Source organism: Aureimonas ureilytica DSM 18598 = NBRC 106430, from assembly GCF_000382705.1.
GTDB lineage: Bacteria > Pseudomonadota > Alphaproteobacteria > Rhizobiales > Rhizobiaceae > Aureimonas > Aureimonas ureilytica.
Genome location: NZ_ARQE01000006.1, coordinates 1 through 17,015, shown reverse-complemented (window position 1 = coordinate 17,015; position 17,015 = coordinate 1). Strand labels below are relative to the sequence as shown.

Annotated in this window: 17 protein-coding genes; 11 read left to right on the top strand and 6 right to left on the bottom strand. The window is 67.5% G+C overall.

The window, feature by feature from the left end:
* Positions 1–220 precede the first annotated feature (220 nt).
* The gene (locus B146_RS0113700) at positions 221–1,354 is read left to right on the top strand and encodes a site-specific DNA-methyltransferase (RefSeq protein ID WP_019997019.1); all 1,134 of its coding nucleotides are present in this window, start codon (positions 221–223) and stop codon (positions 1,352–1,354) included.
* A gap of 12 nt (positions 1,355–1,366) precedes the next feature.
* On the opposite strand, the gene mutY is transcribed toward B146_RS0113700, so the two are convergent.
* Positions 1,367–2,446 carry an A/G-specific adenine glycosylase gene (gene mutY / locus B146_RS0113695; protein WP_019997018.1) on the bottom strand — a complete coding sequence of 360 codons (1,080 nt, stop codon included), beginning with the start codon at positions 2,444–2,446 and terminating at the stop codon, positions 1,367–1,369.
* Between the two features lie 102 nt (positions 2,447–2,548).
* Between mutY and B146_RS0113690 the strand changes: the two genes are divergently transcribed.
* The 7 genes from B146_RS0113690 to B146_RS0113660 all read left to right on the top strand — a co-directional run bounded on the left by B146_RS0113690 (position 2,549) and on the right by B146_RS0113660 (position 11,493).
* Positions 2,549–3,301 (top strand): glycosyltransferase family 25 protein, encoded by a 753-nt coding sequence (locus B146_RS0113690; protein WP_026358592.1) that lies wholly within the window; start codon positions 2,549–2,551, stop codon positions 3,299–3,301.
* Positions 3,298–4,518, top strand: coding sequence for an O-antigen ligase family protein (locus tag B146_RS0113685; RefSeq protein ID WP_019997016.1), 1,221 nt, complete (start codon positions 3,298–3,300; stop codon positions 4,516–4,518). Before B146_RS0113690 ends, B146_RS0113685 begins: the two co-directional genes overlap by 4 nt.
* Complete coding sequence (locus B146_RS0113680) at positions 4,515–5,063, top strand: DUF721 domain-containing protein (RefSeq protein WP_019997015.1); 549 nt, start codon at positions 4,515–4,517, stop codon at positions 5,061–5,063. The genes B146_RS0113685 and B146_RS0113680 overlap by 4 nt, the downstream gene beginning before the upstream one ends.
* A 127-nt stretch (positions 5,064–5,190) precedes the next feature.
* Complete coding sequence (locus B146_RS26110) at positions 5,191–5,976, top strand: DsbA family protein (RefSeq protein ID WP_019997014.1); 786 nt, start codon at positions 5,191–5,193, stop codon at positions 5,974–5,976.
* A gap of 153 nt (positions 5,977–6,129) precedes the next feature.
* Positions 6,130–8,805, top strand: coding sequence for a pyruvate, phosphate dikinase (gene ppdK / locus B146_RS0113670; protein WP_019997013.1), 2,676 nt, complete (start codon positions 6,130–6,132; stop codon positions 8,803–8,805).
* Positions 8,806–8,921: 116 nt separating this feature from the next.
* Positions 8,922–10,559, top strand: a complete 1,638-nt coding sequence (locus B146_RS0113665) for a long-chain-fatty-acid--CoA ligase (RefSeq protein WP_019997012.1) — start codon at positions 8,922–8,924, stop codon at positions 10,557–10,559.
* Between the two features lie 64 nt (positions 10,560–10,623).
* Entirely contained in the window at positions 10,624–11,493 is an 870-nt protein-coding gene (locus tag B146_RS0113660; protein WP_019997011.1) for a DUF1499 domain-containing protein, read from the top strand.
* Between the two features lie 9 nt (positions 11,494–11,502).
* On the opposite strand, the gene B146_RS0113655 is transcribed toward B146_RS0113660, so the two are convergent.
* Positions 11,503–12,408: an MBL fold metallo-hydrolase gene (locus tag B146_RS0113655; RefSeq protein ID WP_019997010.1), complete on the bottom strand. Its 906-nt coding sequence runs from the start codon at positions 12,406–12,408 to the stop codon at positions 11,503–11,505.
* Positions 12,409–12,486: 78 nt separating this feature from the next.
* Here B146_RS0113655 and trhO point away from each other — a divergent pair, with 78 nt between their 5' ends.
* Together trhO and B146_RS0113645 are read left to right on the top strand one after the other, a co-directional pair.
* Entirely contained in the window at positions 12,487–13,398 is a 912-nt protein-coding gene (gene trhO / locus B146_RS0113650; protein WP_019997009.1) for an oxygen-dependent tRNA uridine(34) hydroxylase TrhO, read from the top strand.
* Positions 13,399–13,506: 108 nt separating this feature from the next.
* Positions 13,507–13,881, top strand: coding sequence for a hypothetical protein (locus B146_RS0113645; RefSeq protein WP_019997008.1), 375 nt, complete (start codon positions 13,507–13,509; stop codon positions 13,879–13,881).
* A 53-nt stretch (positions 13,882–13,934) separates the two neighbouring features.
* On the opposite strand, the gene B146_RS0113640 is transcribed toward B146_RS0113645, so the two are convergent.
* From B146_RS0113640 to B146_RS29025, 4 genes are read right to left on the bottom strand one after another with little or no spacing between them, the layout of a single operon-like run.
* Positions 13,935–14,921, bottom strand: a complete 987-nt coding sequence (locus tag B146_RS0113640; RefSeq protein ID WP_026358591.1) for a metal ABC transporter substrate-binding protein — start codon at positions 14,919–14,921, stop codon at positions 13,935–13,937.
* A 29-nt stretch (positions 14,922–14,950) separates the two neighbouring features.
* The gene (locus B146_RS0113635; RefSeq protein ID WP_019997006.1) at positions 14,951–15,820 is read right to left on the bottom strand and encodes a metal ABC transporter permease; all 870 of its coding nucleotides are present in this window, start codon (positions 15,818–15,820) and stop codon (positions 14,951–14,953) included.
* Complete coding sequence (locus B146_RS0113630) at positions 15,817–16,551, bottom strand: metal ABC transporter ATP-binding protein (RefSeq protein ID WP_019997005.1); 735 nt, start codon at positions 16,549–16,551, stop codon at positions 15,817–15,819. The genes B146_RS0113635 and B146_RS0113630 overlap by 4 nt, the downstream gene beginning before the upstream one ends.
* A 5-nt stretch (positions 16,552–16,556) precedes the next feature.
* Positions 16,557–16,709, bottom strand: coding sequence for a hypothetical protein (locus B146_RS29025; RefSeq protein WP_155897505.1), 153 nt, complete (start codon positions 16,707–16,709; stop codon positions 16,557–16,559).
* Between the two features lie 130 nt (positions 16,710–16,839).
* Between B146_RS29025 and B146_RS28350 the strand changes: the two genes are divergently transcribed.
* Positions 16,840–17,015 (top strand): helix-turn-helix domain-containing protein (locus B146_RS28350; protein ID WP_155897504.1); only part of this gene is annotated, 176 nt, incomplete at its 3' end.

The window sequence follows — 17,015 nt, the reverse complement described above, 5'->3', positions numbered from 1 at the left end:
ACGGTCGTCGAACGTCCGGCGGACCTAGCATGGCGGGCGCCGGATGGCCAATCCGCCCGGCGCTTCACCCGCTATTAACCCTCTTCGGTAACCATGTTGGGGAAAGGTCGCGGCTTGGGTTCGCGGCTTGTGTTGGGTGTTTGAGTGGGTGTGCGCCATGGCTGGAGCTGCAGCGGTCCGGGTCTCTCGTTCGGTGGCGGGCGGAGCGGGAAGCGCGTCAGTGCCGCTCGTCGCCCCTGGGGCTCCTGGCGAGGCGCAGGCCAAGCCCGAATGGCTCGACACGATTATCAAGGGCGACTGCGTGTCCCGCATGGCGATGCTGCCCGCCGGCAGCGTCGACGCGATCTTCGCCGACCCGCCCTATAACCTCCAGCTCGGCGGCGATCTGACCCGGCCCGACCAGTCGCGCGTCGATGCCGTCAACGAGGACTGGGACCGCTTCGAGAGCTTCGAGGCCTATGACGCCTTCACGCGGGCCTGGCTGCTGGCGGCCCGTCGGCTCCTGAAGCCCAATGGCACGATCTGGGTGATCGGCTCCTACCACAACATCTTCCGCGTCGGCGCGATCATGCAGGATCTCGGCTTCTGGATGCTGAACGACATCGTCTGGCGCAAGACCAACCCGATGCCGAACTTCCGGGGCCGTCGCTTCCAGAACGCGCACGAGACGATGATCTGGGCGTCCCGCTCGTCCGAGGCCAAGAGCTACACGTTCAACTACGATGCCATGAAGGCGGCCAATGACGACACGCAGATGCGGTCCGACTGGCTGTTTCCGATCTGCTCGGGCTCGGAGCGGCTGCGCGACGAGGACGGCGGCAAGGTGCACCCCACCCAGAAGCCCGAGGCGCTTCTGGCGCGGGTGATCCTGTCCTCCACCAAGCCCGGCGACACGATCCTCGACCCGTTCTTCGGCACCGGCACGACCGGCGCGGTGGCCAAGCGCCTCGGCCGCCACTTCGTCGGCATCGAGCGCGAGGACAGCTATATCGAGGCGGCGGCCGAGCGCATTCTGGAAGTGGAGCCCCTGTCGGCGGCGGCGCTGGCGTCCAACGGCGGCAAGCGGGCCGAGCCGCGCGTGCCTTTCGCCGCCCTTCTCGACATGGGCCTCGTGCAGCCGGGCGCGGAGCTGACCTGCGCCAAGGGCCGGCATGTGGCGCATGTGCAGGCGGACGGGACGATCCGGTCGGGCGAGGGCGAGCCGGCCTCGATCCACAAGATCGGCGCGCGGGTGCAGGGGCTCGATGCCTGCAACGGCTGGACCTTCTGGTATCTGCGCGAGGGCGCGCGCCTCACCCCGATCGACGCTTTCCGCCAAACCGTGCGCGAGGCGATCGCCAAAGCCGGGCTCTGAGGGGGCGGGGTTTTACCCCGTCTGTTTCTCCATGCCGCGCAGGGCGGTTTCCACCGCCTTGCGCATCAACGTCGGAAGCCCCGCCTCGTCCAGCCGGTCGGCGCGAACCCAGAGGCCGAAACCGTCCGGGGCGTCCGCCACATCCGCCCGCCAGACCTCCAGCACGAGGTCGAAATGGGTGAAGCCGTGGGCGACGGCGCCCGCTTCCCGCCAGTCGGCCCGGAAGGGCGCGGCACCCGCGCCCGTCGCGCCGTCGGCCTTGGCGCTCCACTCGGTTGTGAAGGGCTCGGCCATGCCGCCGAGCATCCCGGAGGCCGGGCGGCGACGCAGCAGCACCGCGCCGTCGCTCTGTCGGACCGCCACGAAGGCGGCGCCGCGCCGGGCGCGTTTGGGCTTCTTGGCGGCTTTCTTCGGAAACTCTTCCTGCCGCCGCTCGATCCGCGCGGCGCAATCCTCCGATACCGGGCACAGGATGCAGGAGGGCGAACGCGGCGTGCAGATCGTCGCGCCGAGATCCATCATCGCCTGCGCGAAGTCGCCCGCGCGCCGGAGCGGCGTCATCGCCGCGACGTGCACGCGGATCGCCTTGCGCGCGGCCGGCAGCGGCGTCTCGATCGCATGGCGCCGGGTCGTGACGCGCTCGATATTGCCGTCCACCACCGGCGCCGGCTCGTCGAAGGCGATGGACGCGATGGCGGCGGACGTGTAGTCGCCGATGCCCGGCAGGTCGCGAAGCGCTGCCGCCGTTTCGGGGAAGCGGCCGTTGCGATGGCGGGTCACCTCGCGCGCGCAGGCCAGAAGGTTTCGCGCCCTCGCATAATAGCCAAGGCCTGCCCAGGCGCCCATGACCTCCTCGTCCTCGGCGCCCGCCAAGGCCTGCACCGTCGGCCAGCGCGTGGTGAAGGCCGCGAAATAGCTCTTCACCGCCGCGACCGTGGTCTGCTGCAGCATGACCTCCGAGAGCCAAACGCGATACGGGTCCGGCCGGACGCCGCGCGCGCGATCCGCCGGCGACACGCGCCAGGGAAGCGTGCGGGCGTGCCGATCGTACCAGTCGAGAAGCCGATCGGACACCGGGGGCAGGGCGCTCATGCCGCGTGCCTCGCTTGACTTCGGGCGGTGGGGCGTCCATCCGACCCCACCAACTGCCGGGTCCGATGACGTCCTGCGGCCCATGCCAAACGGGAATTGTGCGTGAAGATCGACTTCTTCGTCATCAACCTCGACCGATCGCCCGAACGCCTTGCCGCCATCCAGAGCGAGGCGGCGGCGCTCGGCGTCGATCTGATACGGGTCCCGGCCGTGGATGGAAAGACCGTCGCGGAGGCCGATCAAACGGCGCTCGATCGGCCGGGCTTCCTGCGCGATCACGGAAAACGCCCGATGCCCGGCGAATATGGCTGCTATGTCAGCCATGTCGCGGCGCTACGTCGCATCGCGGCGGGCGAGGCCGAAGCCGGCGTCGTGTTCGAGGACGACGTTCGCCCGCTTCCCGACCTTCTGCCGGTTCTGGATTCGCTCGGCGAGGCCGACGACTGGGATCTGGTGCGCTTCGCCCATCATCGGCAGGTGAAGCGCAAGACCTTGCGCCAGCTGGCGCATGGGCGCGAACTCTGCGCCACCTATCTCGGCCCGACCGGCAGCGCGGCGGCCTATATCGTCCGGCGCGAGGCGGCGGGGCGGCTGGCGGACGCGATGCTGCCGATGCGCCTGCCCTACGATGTCGCGCTGGAGCGCGGCTGGGCGACGGGCGTGCGCGCGCTCGACATCTGGCCCGATCTCGTCGCCTTCGGCGTCCTTTCGAAAACCAGCCTCACGCAGGAAAGCCGTCGCTACGGCGCGATGAAGCTGCCTGCCTGGCGGCGTTGGCCGACGCTTCTCTTCCGGGCCGGCGATCTCGCGCGGCGCATCGCCCGCACGGCGCGTCTGCCGAGGACCGGCGCGTGACCTCGCTTCGCTCCCTTCTCCTCAAGCGTCGGCGGATCGATCCGCTGGTCTTGAGCGCGGGCATCCTGCTCCTCGGTCTGATGATCGGGGTCGGCAAGGTCGTCTTTCTCCTGTTCGCACTCTGCGGGCTGTATCTGGCGCTCGCGCGTCATCGCGCGGCGCGGCGAAGCTGGACGCTCTATGGCACGATGCTCGTCGCCTGGGCGCTCTGGCAGATCGGCCTCAGCCTCCTGCGCGGCGAGCCTTTGGCGGGAAACCGCGTCCTGTCCTATGCAGCGATCGAACTCGGCATGGCCTTCGTGCCGGCGGGCCTGTGCCTGGTGCGCCGCCCCCTCGACGCTCTGGCGATCGGCGCGCGGCTCGCGCTCCTGGCCCTGCTCGTCGCCGCCCCGATCGACTCCGTCTTGTCGGACGGGCGCGTCGGCCTTGGCGCGAACGAGGCGCTTTTCGCCTTCGTCGCCGGCGTGATCGGCATCGCTGCGCGCCTGCCCGCGCGCAGCCCACCACGCTGGCTGCCGAACGGCGCGGCCTGGACCTATCTCAGCGCCGTCCCGATCCTCCTGTCCGGCACGCGCGCGGCCTTCGTGGTGATCGCGCTCGCCGCGCTGGTCGATCTCCTTCGCCTGTTCGGCCGAGGGGTGGGGCGACCGTCGAAACGCGTGATCGCGCTTTCGCTCCTCGGGCTTGCCGTGATCGCCTATCCGACCGCGCAGATCATCGGCCAGCGCTATGAGAGCGGCGTCAACGAGCTGCGGAACTTCGAGGCGACGGGCCGGGCCGCCGGCTCGGTGGATGCGCGGCTGGTCATGTGGACATCGGCATGGGCGGTGATCCGCGAGCATTCGCTCCTCGGCGTCGGCGGCACGCACAAGATGGAAGCGGCGGGCGAGAAGGCGGGCGCCAACGGCTTCATGGTCACCTACTACCAGCACCTCCACAATTTCATTCTGGACGAGACGATCTCGAGCGGCGTCATCGGGCTCGCGCTGATGCTCTCGGTTTTCGTCGCCTTCCTCGCCACCGTGTTTCGCCGCACGCGGGAGCGGACGCTTCGCGAAGCCGCGCTGCTTCTCGTCGGCTTTCTTCTCACCTTCGGCTCCTTCCATGGCGTCCTTCTGAACGAGTGGACGCTGATCGCGTTGTTCGGCACGATGGGCGGGCTCGTCGCCTCGCTTTGCAGAGCGGGCACGGGCGCAGGAGCAAGGGCGCGCGGATGAGCGAGGACAGAAGCGACGACAAGCCACAGGGCCGTAAACCCCCGCGCGGACCGCGCCCGCTCAGCGATCTCGTATCCGATCTGGTCGATCCGATCGTCGCGCGAAAGGCGGGCATGACCTCCGGCCTCCTGTCCTCCTGGCCGGAAATCGCGGGCCTGCGCCTTCAGGAAGGCTCCCGCCCGGAAAAGCTGATCTGGCCGCCTCGGCGCAGCGAGAACGATCCGTTCGATCAGGCGACGCTCGTGGTCGCCTGCGAGGGCGCTTTCGTGCTTCGCTTGCAGCACGAGTCGCGCGAGCTGATCGGCCGGGTGAACGCCTATTTCGGCTATCCTGCCGTCGCCCGGTTGAAGATCGTCCAACGCCCGGTTCAAACCGTTCGGCCGACGCGCAAGGTGCCGGTGAAGCCCCTGACGCCGCGCGACCGACGGGCGATTTCCGAAGCGACCTCGCGAATCGAGAGCCCGCGCCTGCGCGCCGCCCTGGAGCGGTTCGGTGAGGCCGTGCTCGGGCGCAACGCCGCAGAGCGCGAGCGAAACGGCGGCTAATTCGCGATTCTGACGCGCTTTTGCGGGTTCCGACCCGTTGAAGTGTTGGATTTGCCACATTCGCTACGCTAGGTCGGGCTCGGTTGAAGCCATCGGGGCTTCCTGCGCAAAGGGCCGAGTTCAGACCATGACCCATCCGAACGACACGAACCGCCTGTCCGCCAGCGGTGCGAAGCTGCGCCGGGGCACGGCCCTTCTCGCCGCAACGGCGCTTCTGGCGATCGGTGCGACGGGCGCGGCCTGGAGCCAGACCGCAACGCCGGCCGAGACCGCTCCGGCCGCGACCTCCGCCCCGGCCACGAGCGAGCCGGCCGCGCGCGCCACCAACCCGTCCGCCGCCACGGTGCCCGCGCCGGAAGGCACGGTCGACGTGTCGAAGCTCATGAGCCCGCAAGCGCTGCCCGACGTCATCGTCGGCAAGGCCGACGCGCCGGTGACGATCGTCGAGTACGCCTCGATGACCTGCTCGCATTGCCGGGACTTCCACTCGGAAAGCTATCCGGCGATCAAGAAGGACTATCTCGACACCGGAAAGGCCAAGCTGATCCTGCGTGAGTTTCCGTTCGATCCGCGCGCGATGGCCGCTTTCATGCTGGCGCGCTGCGTGGGCGACGAGCGCCGCACGGCCATGGTGGACGTCCTCTTCGATCAGCAGCGCGATTGGGCCGGTGCCGAGAACGCCTCCGTCGCGCTTCTCAAGATCGCCCAGCTCGCCGGCATGAGCGAGGACCAGTTCCGCGCCTGCCTGCAGAACACCGAGCTTCAGGGCAAGGTCGTCGCCGTACAGAAGGCGGGGCAGGAGGAGTTCGGCGTCTCCGCCACGCCGACCTTCTTCATCAATGGCGAGAAATATGCCGGCGCGATGTCCGCCGACGAGATGGCCGCCATCATCGAAAAGCACCTGCCGAAGTAGGAAACGGCGTTTTCGCGCCGGAATCGAACGCCGGTTGCGGGAATCGAGACAGGATGCCGCGTTGCAGCATTGGCGCGGCGTCCGCATTTGCGTAAGGTCGGCGTTCCGTAGCGATCGCGGCGACCGTGCCGCGCCGGGGTGCCAAGATATCCGATGGCCAAGAGACTGTTCACCTTCCGAAAGGGCGCAGCCGATCGCACGGCCGATGCGACGGAGGCGCTTGGCCTGAAGGGCGCCAATCTCGCGCTCCTGGCGTCGTTGGATCTGCCCGTGCCGCCGGGCTTCACCATCTCCACCACCGCCTGGCGCGAGGCGGTCGCCGGCCCGGACCTGCCGCCCGCGCTGCGCAACGAGACGCTGGCCGCGATCGAATGGCTGGAAGGGGTGACCGGCCGTCTCTTCGACGGAGCCGACAAGCCGCTGCTTCTGGCGGTTCGTACGAGCGCTCGCGCCATCATGCCGGGTCTTGCCGACACCGTTCTCGACATCGGCCTGAACAACCGGACCGTGGAGCGTCTTGCCGGTGAACTCGGCGATCTCGGCTTCGCCTTCCGCTGCTACCGGCGCTTCATCGAGAGCTATTGCGCGCTCGTCTACAGCATGGACCCCGGCGAGTTCGACGATGTCGCCGATGCCGAGCGCGAACGCGCCGGCTGGCAGGGCGCGGAGCCGCACTCCCTGGTTGACTGGCGGGCGCTGATCGCCGCTTATCTTGCCTTCGTCGAGGACGAAGTGGGCGAGGCCATGCCCCAATCGCCGCTCGAACAGCTTTACCGCGTCGTCGAGGCGAGCTTCGCCAGCTGGCGCGGGCCCGTCGCGCGGGCCTTCCGCATGGTGCATGGGATCGGCGAGAACGCCGGCCTTGCCGTCACCGTCCATGCGATGATCTTCAACGAGCGCGGCGAGAAATCGGGCACGGGCCGCGCCCTGTCGCGCGACGTCAAGACCGGCGAGCCGCGCCTCACCGGCGAGTTCGTGCTCGGCGGGCGGGGCGGGGACGAGATCGGGCCGCAGGTGCCGTCGATCGATCTCGGCGCCAGCACGGCAACGGATCTCTTTCCGGCCGATCTCGGCGCCTTGGCCCAGCATGCCCGCCGGATCGAGGAGCATATGGGCGATGCCTGCGAGCTCGACTTCATGGTCGGCGACGGCGAGCTGTTCCTGCTCCAATCGCGCATACTGAAGCGCAGCGTGGCCGAGGGGATTCGCATCGCCGTCGCCATGACGCGCGAGGGGATGATCGGCGAGCAGGACGCGCTTCTGCGCATCGAGCCCTCGGCGCTCGACCAGCTTCTCCATCCGACGATCGAGCGCGGCGAGGAAATCACCGTGATCGGCAAGGGCATGCCGGCCTCGCCGGGTGCTGCGAGCGGGCAGATCGTCTTTTCCTCCGAACAGGCCATCGCGCTGGCGGCGGAGGGCAAGAAATCCATTCTCGTGCGCAACGAGACGCTGCCGGAGGACGTGCATGGAATGCATGTCACCGAAGGCGTTCTCACCGTGCGCGGCGGCACGACGAGCCATGCGGCCGTGGTCGCACGCGGCATCGGCAAGCCTTGCGTCACGGGCGCCGGCGCGCTGCGCGTCAATGCCGAAGCGGGGACGCTGACGGCGGCTGGCCGCGTTCTCCAGCATGGCGACTGGCTGACCATCGACGGAACGACGGGCGAGGTGATCGCCGGCGCGCCGAAGCTCAAACGCCCCTCGCTGACCGGCGATTTCGCGACCTTGATGGAATTTTCCGACCGGGCGCGGCGGATGCGCGTGCGCACCAATGCCGAAACGCCCGCCGAGGCCCGCGCGGCGCGCGCCTTCGGCGCGGAGGGCATCGGATTGTGCCGCACCGAGCACATGTTCTTCGAGGGCGAGCGCATTTCCATGATGCGCGAGATGATCCTTGCCCGCGACGAAGCCGGTCGCCGCGCCGCGCTGGAAAAGCTCCTGCCGATCCAGCGCTCCGACTTCATCGAACTGTTCGAGATCATGGCCGGAATGCCCGTCATGATCCGCCTTCTCGACCCGCCCTTGCACGAGTTTCTGCCGAAGGGCGATCAGGAGATCGCCGAAACGGCGTCCTCGCTCGGCATCAGCATCGCGGTCGTCAACGAGCGGATCGACGCCCTGCACGAGTTCAACCCGATGCTCGGCCATCGCGGCTGCCGCCTCGCCATCTCGCATCCCGAGATCGTCGAGATGCAGGCGCGCGCGATCTTCGAGGCGGCGATCGAGGCCGGCGAGCGCAAGGGCAAGGCGGTCGTTCCCGAGATCATGGTGCCGCTGGTCGGCCTGCGCAAGGAACTCGACTTCGTGAAGGCGCGGGTGGACGAGGTCGCCCAACTCGTCATGGCCGAGCGCAAGCGCGAGATCACCTATCTGGTCGGCACGATGATCGAACTGCCGCGCGCCATCGTGCGCGCCGACACGATCGCCGAAGTGGCCGACTTCTTTTCCTTCGGCACCAACGATCTGACGCAGACCGTCTACGGCATCTCGCGCGACGACGCCGCGAACTTCCTGTCCTCCTATGAGCGGCAGGGAATCATCGAGCGCGACCCGTTCCAGACGCTCGATATCGAGGGTGTCGGCGAGCTCATCGCGCTCGGCGTCGAGAAGGCGCGTCGCACCCGGCCCGACATTCCGCTCGGCGTCTGCGGCGAGCAGGGGGGCGATCCGAATTCCATCGCCTTCTTCGAGCGCACCGGGCTCGATTACGTGTCCTGCTCGCCCTACCGCGTACCGATCGCCCGGCTCGCCGCCGCGCAGGCCGCGATCCGCTTCGAGCGCGCGCTGCGCACGGCTGCGACACCGAAGACCCGCACCCGGCTCTAGATACGCTCACGGCTCCGTCATGAGACGCGGGCTTGGAGGCGCTGGACAAGCCCGCCGAACTTCTCAACTCTACCTCCCAGACGCCGGCCAACGGCGCGAGTGGGAGGAGAGTTCGGATGCTCGGATTGATGCAGGAATGGCCGCTTCTGTGCACGAAGGTCATCGACCATGCGGCGCGCAACCACGGCATGCGCGAGGTCGTGTCGCGCTCGGTGGAAGGCCCGATCCATCGGACCACCTATGCGGATATCCGCCAGCGCTCGCTGCGTCTCGCCAAGCGTCTTCAGGCTGACGGCGTCCGGCCGGGCGCGCGAATCGGAACGCTCGCCTGGAACACCTGGCGCCATCTCGAATGCTGGTATGGCATTCTCGGCGCTGGCGCGATCTATCACACGCTGAATCCGCGCCTGTTCCCCGATCAGATCGCCTGGATCATGAACGACGCCGAGGACGAGATCGTCTTCGCGGACCTCACCTTCATCCCGCTTCTGGAAGCCATCGCGCCGCGCGTGCCGAGCCTGAAGCGCATCGTCGTCCTGACCGATGCCGCGCATCTGCCGCAGACGACGCTCGATGTCGTGCCCTACGAGGAATGGCTGGCCGAGGCGGACGACGATTTTACCTGGTTGGAGGCGGACGAGCGGGACGCCGCCGGCATGTGCTACACGTCGGGCACGACGGGAATGCCGAAGGGCGTCGTCTACTCCCATCGCTCCAACGTTCTTCATTCCATGATCGCGACGCAGCCTGACGCGATGAACCTGTCCAGTCGCGACCGCGTCATGCCCGTCGTGCCGCTGTTCCACGCCAATGGCTGGGGCATCGCCTTTTCCTGCCCGATGGTCGGCGCGGCGATGATCATGCCCGGTCCCAAGATGGACGGCGCGTCGATCCACGAACTCCTGAGCGCCGAGCGCGTGAGCTTCAGCGCGGCGGTGCCCACCGTCTGGATGATGCTTCTCCAGCATCTCCAGTCGAGCGGCGCGACGGTGCCCGATCTCAAGCGCGTCGTGATCGGCGGGGCGGCCTGTCCGCGCGTCGTCTGCGAGGCCTTCGAGAAGCGCTACGGCGTGGAGGTGGTCCATGCCTGGGGCATGACCGAGATGAGCCCGCTCGGCACGCTGAACGTGCCGACGCCCGATTGGGACGGGCTGGACGACGACGCGCTCTATCGCCTCAAGGAGAAGCAGGGCCGCGTTCCCTTCGGCGTCGAGATGAAGGTGACCGACGACGAGAACCGGGAACTGCCGGGCGACGGACGCAGCTTCGGCCGGCTGAAGGTGCGCGGCCCGGCCGTGTCCTCGGCCTATTACAAGGGCGCCGGCGCGGAAGCGTTCGGGCCGGAGGGCTGGTTCGACACGGGTGATGTCGCCCATATCGACCCTCAAGGCACGATGCAGATCACCGACAGGGCGAAGGACGTCATCAAGTCGGGCGGCGAATGGATTTCGACCATCGAGCTGGAAAATCTCGCGGTCGGACATCCCGACGTGGCCGAGGCGGCGGTGATCGGCGTGCCCCATCCCAAATGGGACGAACGGCCGCTTCTCGTCGTCGTGCCGCGCGAAGGGGCGTCGCTGACCCGCGAGGCGATGCTGACCTATCTCGAAGGGCGTGTCGCGCGCTGGTGGATGCCCGATGACGTCGCCTTCGTGGAGGCGATCCCACACACCGCGACGGGCAAGATCCAGAAGATGGAACTGCGCAAGAGCTTTGCGAACTATCGTCTGCCGAGTGCCGAAGCGCTGACTTGAACTGTCGCCTCTGTCCCGCATCTGCTAGCACTTGCGGGACAGAGCAGCGCACAGGGGCGGCGAGGTGGCGGGACATTATCTGACGCGGCGAAGCCGAAGCGCGACCTGGGCCTGGAACCTGTCGATCTTCGCGCTGGCGCTGCTGCCGATTTCCGTCGCCTTCTTCCGGCTTCACGTGCTCGATCAGGCGGCCTTGTCGCTGTCGCTGCTTCTGGCCGGCGGCATCGCCGCGCTCGGCCTTCTCCTGGCGCTCTTTGCCATTCTCCTGATCTGGCGGGGCGGCGCGCGGGGCGGGGGCCGGGCCGTCGCCGCCTTGATGGCGGGCTGCATCGCCGCCATTCCGTTTCTGGGCGCGGCCTATCTCTTCTCGAAATATCCGAACGGCCATTTCGCCGAGACGACCGGGATGCGGCAGGCCCTCGCCGAAACCGCTGCGCCCGTTGCGCCGATCTCGACGCTCGACGGAGTCCTCGTCGGCCGCAATTTCCAGGCGACCGCCTCGACCGTTTATCAGGCGGCCCGCGCGGCCCTCGAAAAGAGCGGCATGACGCTGGTCGATGTGCAGACGCCCGAGATGCTGCGCCCGCAGGGGCCGGATCTCGGCGTCTCCGGCACGGTCACGGTTCCGATCCCAACGCTGCGCGACTCGCTGAATCTCGACGAGGACGAAGACGAGACGAGCGACGATCCCTATGCCGATCTCGACTCCGACGACTATACCATTCGGGCCGTCGGCTACGTTCCGCTCTTCGGTTTTCCGAGCGACGCGACGATCCGCATCGTTGAAACGGACGGCACGACCTATGTCGACATGCGCTCGGTCTCGCGCAATCTGGAGCGCGATCTCGGCCAAAACCGGCGGCTCATCCAGGGCTTCCTGAACCGGCTGGACGAGGCGATGAAGATCGAGGAAGGCATCACGCCGGACAGCTGAGCGCCGGCGTCAGGCCGGCTCGAAGCGGGTCTCGAGATCGACGCCCTGCGGCGCGCGGAGGAACCCGCGTTCGCACAGGTCTTCCAGATGCGCCAGAACCGACAGGGCCGCCGCGCCGTGCAGGGCTTTGGGCGTCGTGCGATAGATCGCCGCGACCATCTCCGAGACGAGCCGATCCCCGGCGCGGACGCGCTCCAGGATGGCCTGTTCGCGCATCCGCCGATGCGTGCGCATCGCTCGCAGGAAGGCGGCCGGCCGCTCCACCGGGCCGCCATGGCCGGGAAGGTAGAGCGTTTCCGTGCGTCCCATGAGCTTGTCGAGCGAGACCATGTAATCGGCCATGCGGCCGTCCGGCGGGGCGACGATCGTGGTCGACCACGCCATGACATGATCGCCCGAGAAGAGGACGCCCTGTCCTTCCAGCGCATAGGCCATGTGATTGGCCGTGTGTCCGGGCGTCGCGATGCCGAGGATGCGACCCGCCGCCGTCTCCAGCGCCTCGCCGTCGCCGAGCACGATGTCGGGCTGGAACGCATGGTCGGCGGCGGCGTCGAGCAGATTGACCTCGCCGGGCGCCAGAGGCCGCGAGGTTCGGTGCGGCCCTTCGGCGACGAGCGGCGCGCCGGTGGCGCGCTTCAGCGCGGCGCAAAGGCCCGTGTGGTCGAGATGGGTGTGCGTCGCGAGAATGGCCTCGACCGGCCGCCCGCCGATGGCGCGCAGGATCGCCTCGAGATGGCGCTCGTCCTCCGGACCGGGGTCGATGACGACGACACGATCCTTCCCAAGGAGATAGGTGTTGGTGCCGGTGAAGGTCATCGGACCGCTGTTCGAAGCGGTCAATCGGAAGACGCCCGGCGCGACTTCGTCGGGTTGCTCGGGTTCGGGCCGGAAGGTCGTGTCGAGATCGAGGCTCATGGCGTCAGGAGTTCGGTCGTTCCCGAAGCCAAGTCAAGCCGCGTTTGATACGCGCCGGCCCAGGCGGTATAGGGCAGCATGACCTGGACCATCGTCGCCCTCTACCGTTTCGTCGCCATTCCCGATCTGGCCGCGCTGCGCGCCCATCTGTTCGAATTTGCCGAGACGCGCGGCATCTTCGGCACGCTGCTTCTGGCGAGCGAGGGCATCAACGGCACCGTCGCCGGGCCGGACGCGGCGATCGGCGAGCTGGTGGACGAGCTCGACCGGACGCTGAACGTGCGCAAGGGCGAGGTGAAGTTCTCGACCGCGCGCGAGCGGCCTTTCGCGCGGTTGAAGGTCCGCATTCGCCCCGAGATCATCACGATGCGCGCGCCGGAAGCGGACCCGACGCGGCAGGTCGGGACCTATGTCGAGCCGAAGGACTGGAACGCCCTTCTGGCGGACCCCGACGTTCTCGTCATCGACACGCGCAATCGCTACGAGACCCGTGTCGGCACGTTCGAGAACGCCGTCGATCCGGAGATCGACAGCTTCACCGAGTTCAAGGACTTCGTGAAGGAGCGCCTCGATCCGGCGCGTCAGCCCAAGGTCGCGATGTTCTGCACCGGCGGCATTCGCTGCGAGAAGGCGTCGAGCTTCATGCTCGCGCATGGGTTCGAGGAGGTGTTTCATCTGAAGGGCGGCATTCTCCAATATCTCGAGGATGTGCCGGCCGAGGAGAGCCGCTGGTCGGGCGAATGCTACGTCTTCGACGGACGCACCGCCGTCGGCCACGAACTCAAGCAGACGGCGGAGTGGGGGCGGTGCTTTGGCTGCGGCTCGCCCGTGACGGTGGAGGAGCAGGCTGATTCGGCTTTCGAGCCCGGCGTCTCCTGCCCGCACTGCATCGATCGGCTGACGCCCGAGCGCGCCAGCGCCTTGCGGATGCGCCAAACGCAGATGAGCCGGGCCGGCGCGCAGAAATCGGTGGAAGACCCGCTTCCGTAGCGGCGACGCGAAAGGTTTTTTCACCGCGCTGCAACAATCCCGAAGTAAAAGCCTTCGATCCCTGGCAGGTGAGCGGAGGCGTCGATGCAAGCGTTTCGTGACCGTAGAATGCAAATTGCCGGCGTCGCCGGTCTCTGTGGGACAGCGGCGCTGCTTCTGTCGGACCGGATCGACGTGATCCCCTTCGCGCGTGGCGCGACCGATATCCAGCATCGGATTTCGGCTCTTCAGGAAACATTGCCCGCCGACCAGGGCGACGGCAGCCTTCTGGAAGAAGTGACCTTCGACGGCCGCGTCGTCACGCTCCAGCTTCTGGCGGACGCGCGGGTCGGCATGGATGCCTGGCGCAATCGCAAGGACGCGACGCGCTGCCAGATGTGGAAGAGCGCGCTGCGCTCGCGTCAGGTCTCGGCGGTGGAATATCGCTACCGCGTGGCGGGCAGCGTGTCCTCGGTCTTCATCGACCGCGGCGTCTGCGGCTGATTTCGTTTCGCGATCCGGCTGAGCCAAGGCCCGGCCGGATCGCTCGGCTGACCTCAGCTCGTCTTCAAAGCCTTGACGATCTCGTCGGCATTGTTGCGGAACATGTCCAGATAGGTGGGCGCCGGGCCACCGGCGGGTGACAGCGCGTCCGAGAACAGGGCGCCGCCGACCTTGGCGTCGGTTTCGCGGCTGATCTGGTCGATCAGGCGGGGATCGGAGATGTTTTCCACGAAGACGGCACGGATGTTCTGCTTGCGGATCTGGTCGATGATCTCGGCGACATCCCGTGCCGAGGCTTCCGACTCCGTCGAGACGCCCTGCGGGGCGATGAAGCGGATGCCGTAGGCCTGGCCGAAATAGCCGAAGGCGTCGTGCGAGGTGACGATCAAGCGCTGCTGCTCCGGCACCTGATCGATCTCGGCGCGGATCTTCGTGTCCAGAGCCTTCATCTCGGCGATATAGGCGTCGCCGCGCTCGCGGTATTCCTTCGCATGGGCCGGGTCCGCCTTGGCGAGCCCGTCGGCGATGTTCCTGGCGTAGATCTCTCCGTTCGGCAGGCTCTGCCAGGCGTGCGGATCGACCGCGCCATGATCGTGGCCGTGATCGTGGTCGTGGTCATGATCGGCCTCGGCGTGACCTTCGGCCTTGTGATCGTGGGCTTCCTCGGCCTCTTCCATCGCCAGCTCCTCCGGCGTGAGGTCGCGCGGCTTCACGCCGGTGGAGGCGGTGATGGTCTCGCCGGAAAACCCGGACGCCTTCACGAGGCGGGGCATCCAGCCTTCGAAATCGAGGCCGTTCTCGACCAGGACCTTGGCCTCGCCGAGCGCTTTGGCATCCTTGGGCGTCGGCTCGAAGACATGGGCGTCGCCGTCCGGCCCGACCAAAGTGGTGACGGCGACGTCGTCGCCGCCGATCTGCTTCACCATGTCGCCGAGGATCGAGAAGGACGCCACGACCTTCAGGGGCTCGGCCATGGCCGGCGAGAAGGCGAGGGTGGAGGCGGCAAGCGCCAAGGCGAGGGAAAGAGAGCGAGTTACCATCGAAGTGTCCTCGAAGGGGACGGCCTTGTTCAGTGATGGTGGCGGAGCTGCACGCTGCGCGCCGCGACGCTGTCGATCCGGCCGACGATGACCGACAGCGCGTAGATGACGCTGGCCGAAAGGATGATGGCCGGCGATGCGGGCAGGTTCTGATGGTAGGAGATCAGAAGCCCGACATAGGAGGAAACGAGGCCGATCGCCGCCGCGACGATCATCTGGCCGGTGACGCTGGCGGACCAGAAGCGGCTGGCGGTGGCAGGCAGCATCATGATGCCGACCACCATGAGCGTTCCGAGCGCCTGGAACCCGCCCACGAGATTGAGCACGACCAGCGCCACGAAGGCCATGTGGACGAAGCCGCCGCCGCCGCCGACGGCCCGCAGGAATTGCGGGTCGAGGCATTCCACGACGAGTGGTCGATAAAGGAAGGCGAGAAGCACCAGCGTGACCGTCGCGATCGCGGCGATCAGAAGGATCGCGGCATCGTCCAGTCCCAGAACCGTTCCGAAGAGGACGTGCAGGAGATCGACGCTAGAGCCATGAACCGACACGAGCAGAACACCGATGCCGAGCGAGGCCAGATAGAAGGCCGCAAAGCTCGCGTCTTCGCGCAGGGGCGTGAAGCGCGACACGATGCCGGCGAGCCCCGCGACGAGAAGGCCCGTCAGAATGCCGCCGACCGTCATCGCGAAGAGCGAGAAGCCCGCGATCAGGAAGCCCACCGCCGCGCCGGGCAGGATGGCATGCGACATGGCATCGCCGACGAGGCTCATGCGGCGCAGCACGAGAAGCACGCCGAGCGGGCAGGCGCCGAGCGAGAGCGCGACGCAGCCGACCATGGCCCGGCGCATGAAACCGTAATCCAGAAAGGGGCTGGCGAAGAAATCGAACAGCGTCATGCCGCGGCGCCTTCGAACGGATCGACCCAGCTTTCCGACAGGTTGCGCGCTTCGCGCAAACGCTCCTTGGTGAGAACGTCCGCCGTGCGACCCCAACCGATCAGCTCGCGCGCGATCAGCAGCGTTTGCGGAAAATGCTCGCGCACGAGTTCGATATCGTGGAGCACGGCGACGATCGTGCGCCCCTCGGCGTTCCAGTCGCGCACGAGACGCAGGAGGTCCGCCGTGGTACGCGCGTCGATCGCGGTGAACGGCTCGTCGAGAAGCAGGAGCTTGGCGTCCTGCACCAGCATCCGTGCGAAGAGGGCGCGCTGCAACTGGCCGCCGGACAGCGAGCCGATCGTGCGGCGCTCGAAGCCTTCGAGCCCGACGGCGCGGATCGCCTCGAAGACGCGCTCCAGATGCTTGCCCGTGACCCGCCCAAGGAAGCCGACCTTGCGCCAGGCGCCGAGCGAAACGAGATCCACCACGTCGATCGGAAAGCTGCGGTCGATCTCGGCGCTTTGCGGAAGATAGGCGACGTCGCGCCGGGAAATGCCGTCGAGTTCGATCTTTCCCTCGGACACCGGCACGATGCCCATCAGGCCTTTCAGCAGCGTCGATTTCCCCGCGCCGTTCGGCCCGACGATCGCCGTCAGCGAGCCCGAGGCGAAGCGGCCGGAAACGTGATGGACCGCCGGATGCCGGTGATAGGCAAGGGTCAGGTCGTGAAGGGAAACGGATGCGGTCATCGCCTTCAAGCCCACAGAACGAGAGCCACGAGGCCCCAGAGAACGAGAATGGGAACGGCGACGAAGGCCAGACGCTGCCACGCGGATCGGCGAAGCGCGGACGGGCGAAGGTCTGGCGAAGGGGATGTGGGCTGCAGCATGGGATCGGAACCGGTCATCTGCGGGAACTGTTATAACGTAACATCGCGGATGGCTAGAGCGTTTCGGGTTTTATCGGAATCGACTTGTGGTTCCGATCGCGGCTGATGTGTGATTCAAGATGCTGACTGGATGGGAGGCCGGCATCGGATGACAGCACCTCTTTCGCATGATCTTCGCCAGCGGGTCGTTGGTGCGATCGAAGCCGGCGAGAGCTGCCGATCTGCGGCCACGCGGTTTGGGGTCGCGGTGTCCTCGGCGGTAAAGTGGTCGCAACGTTATCGCACGACGGGCTCGTTGGCTCCGGGCAAGATGGGCGGTCACCG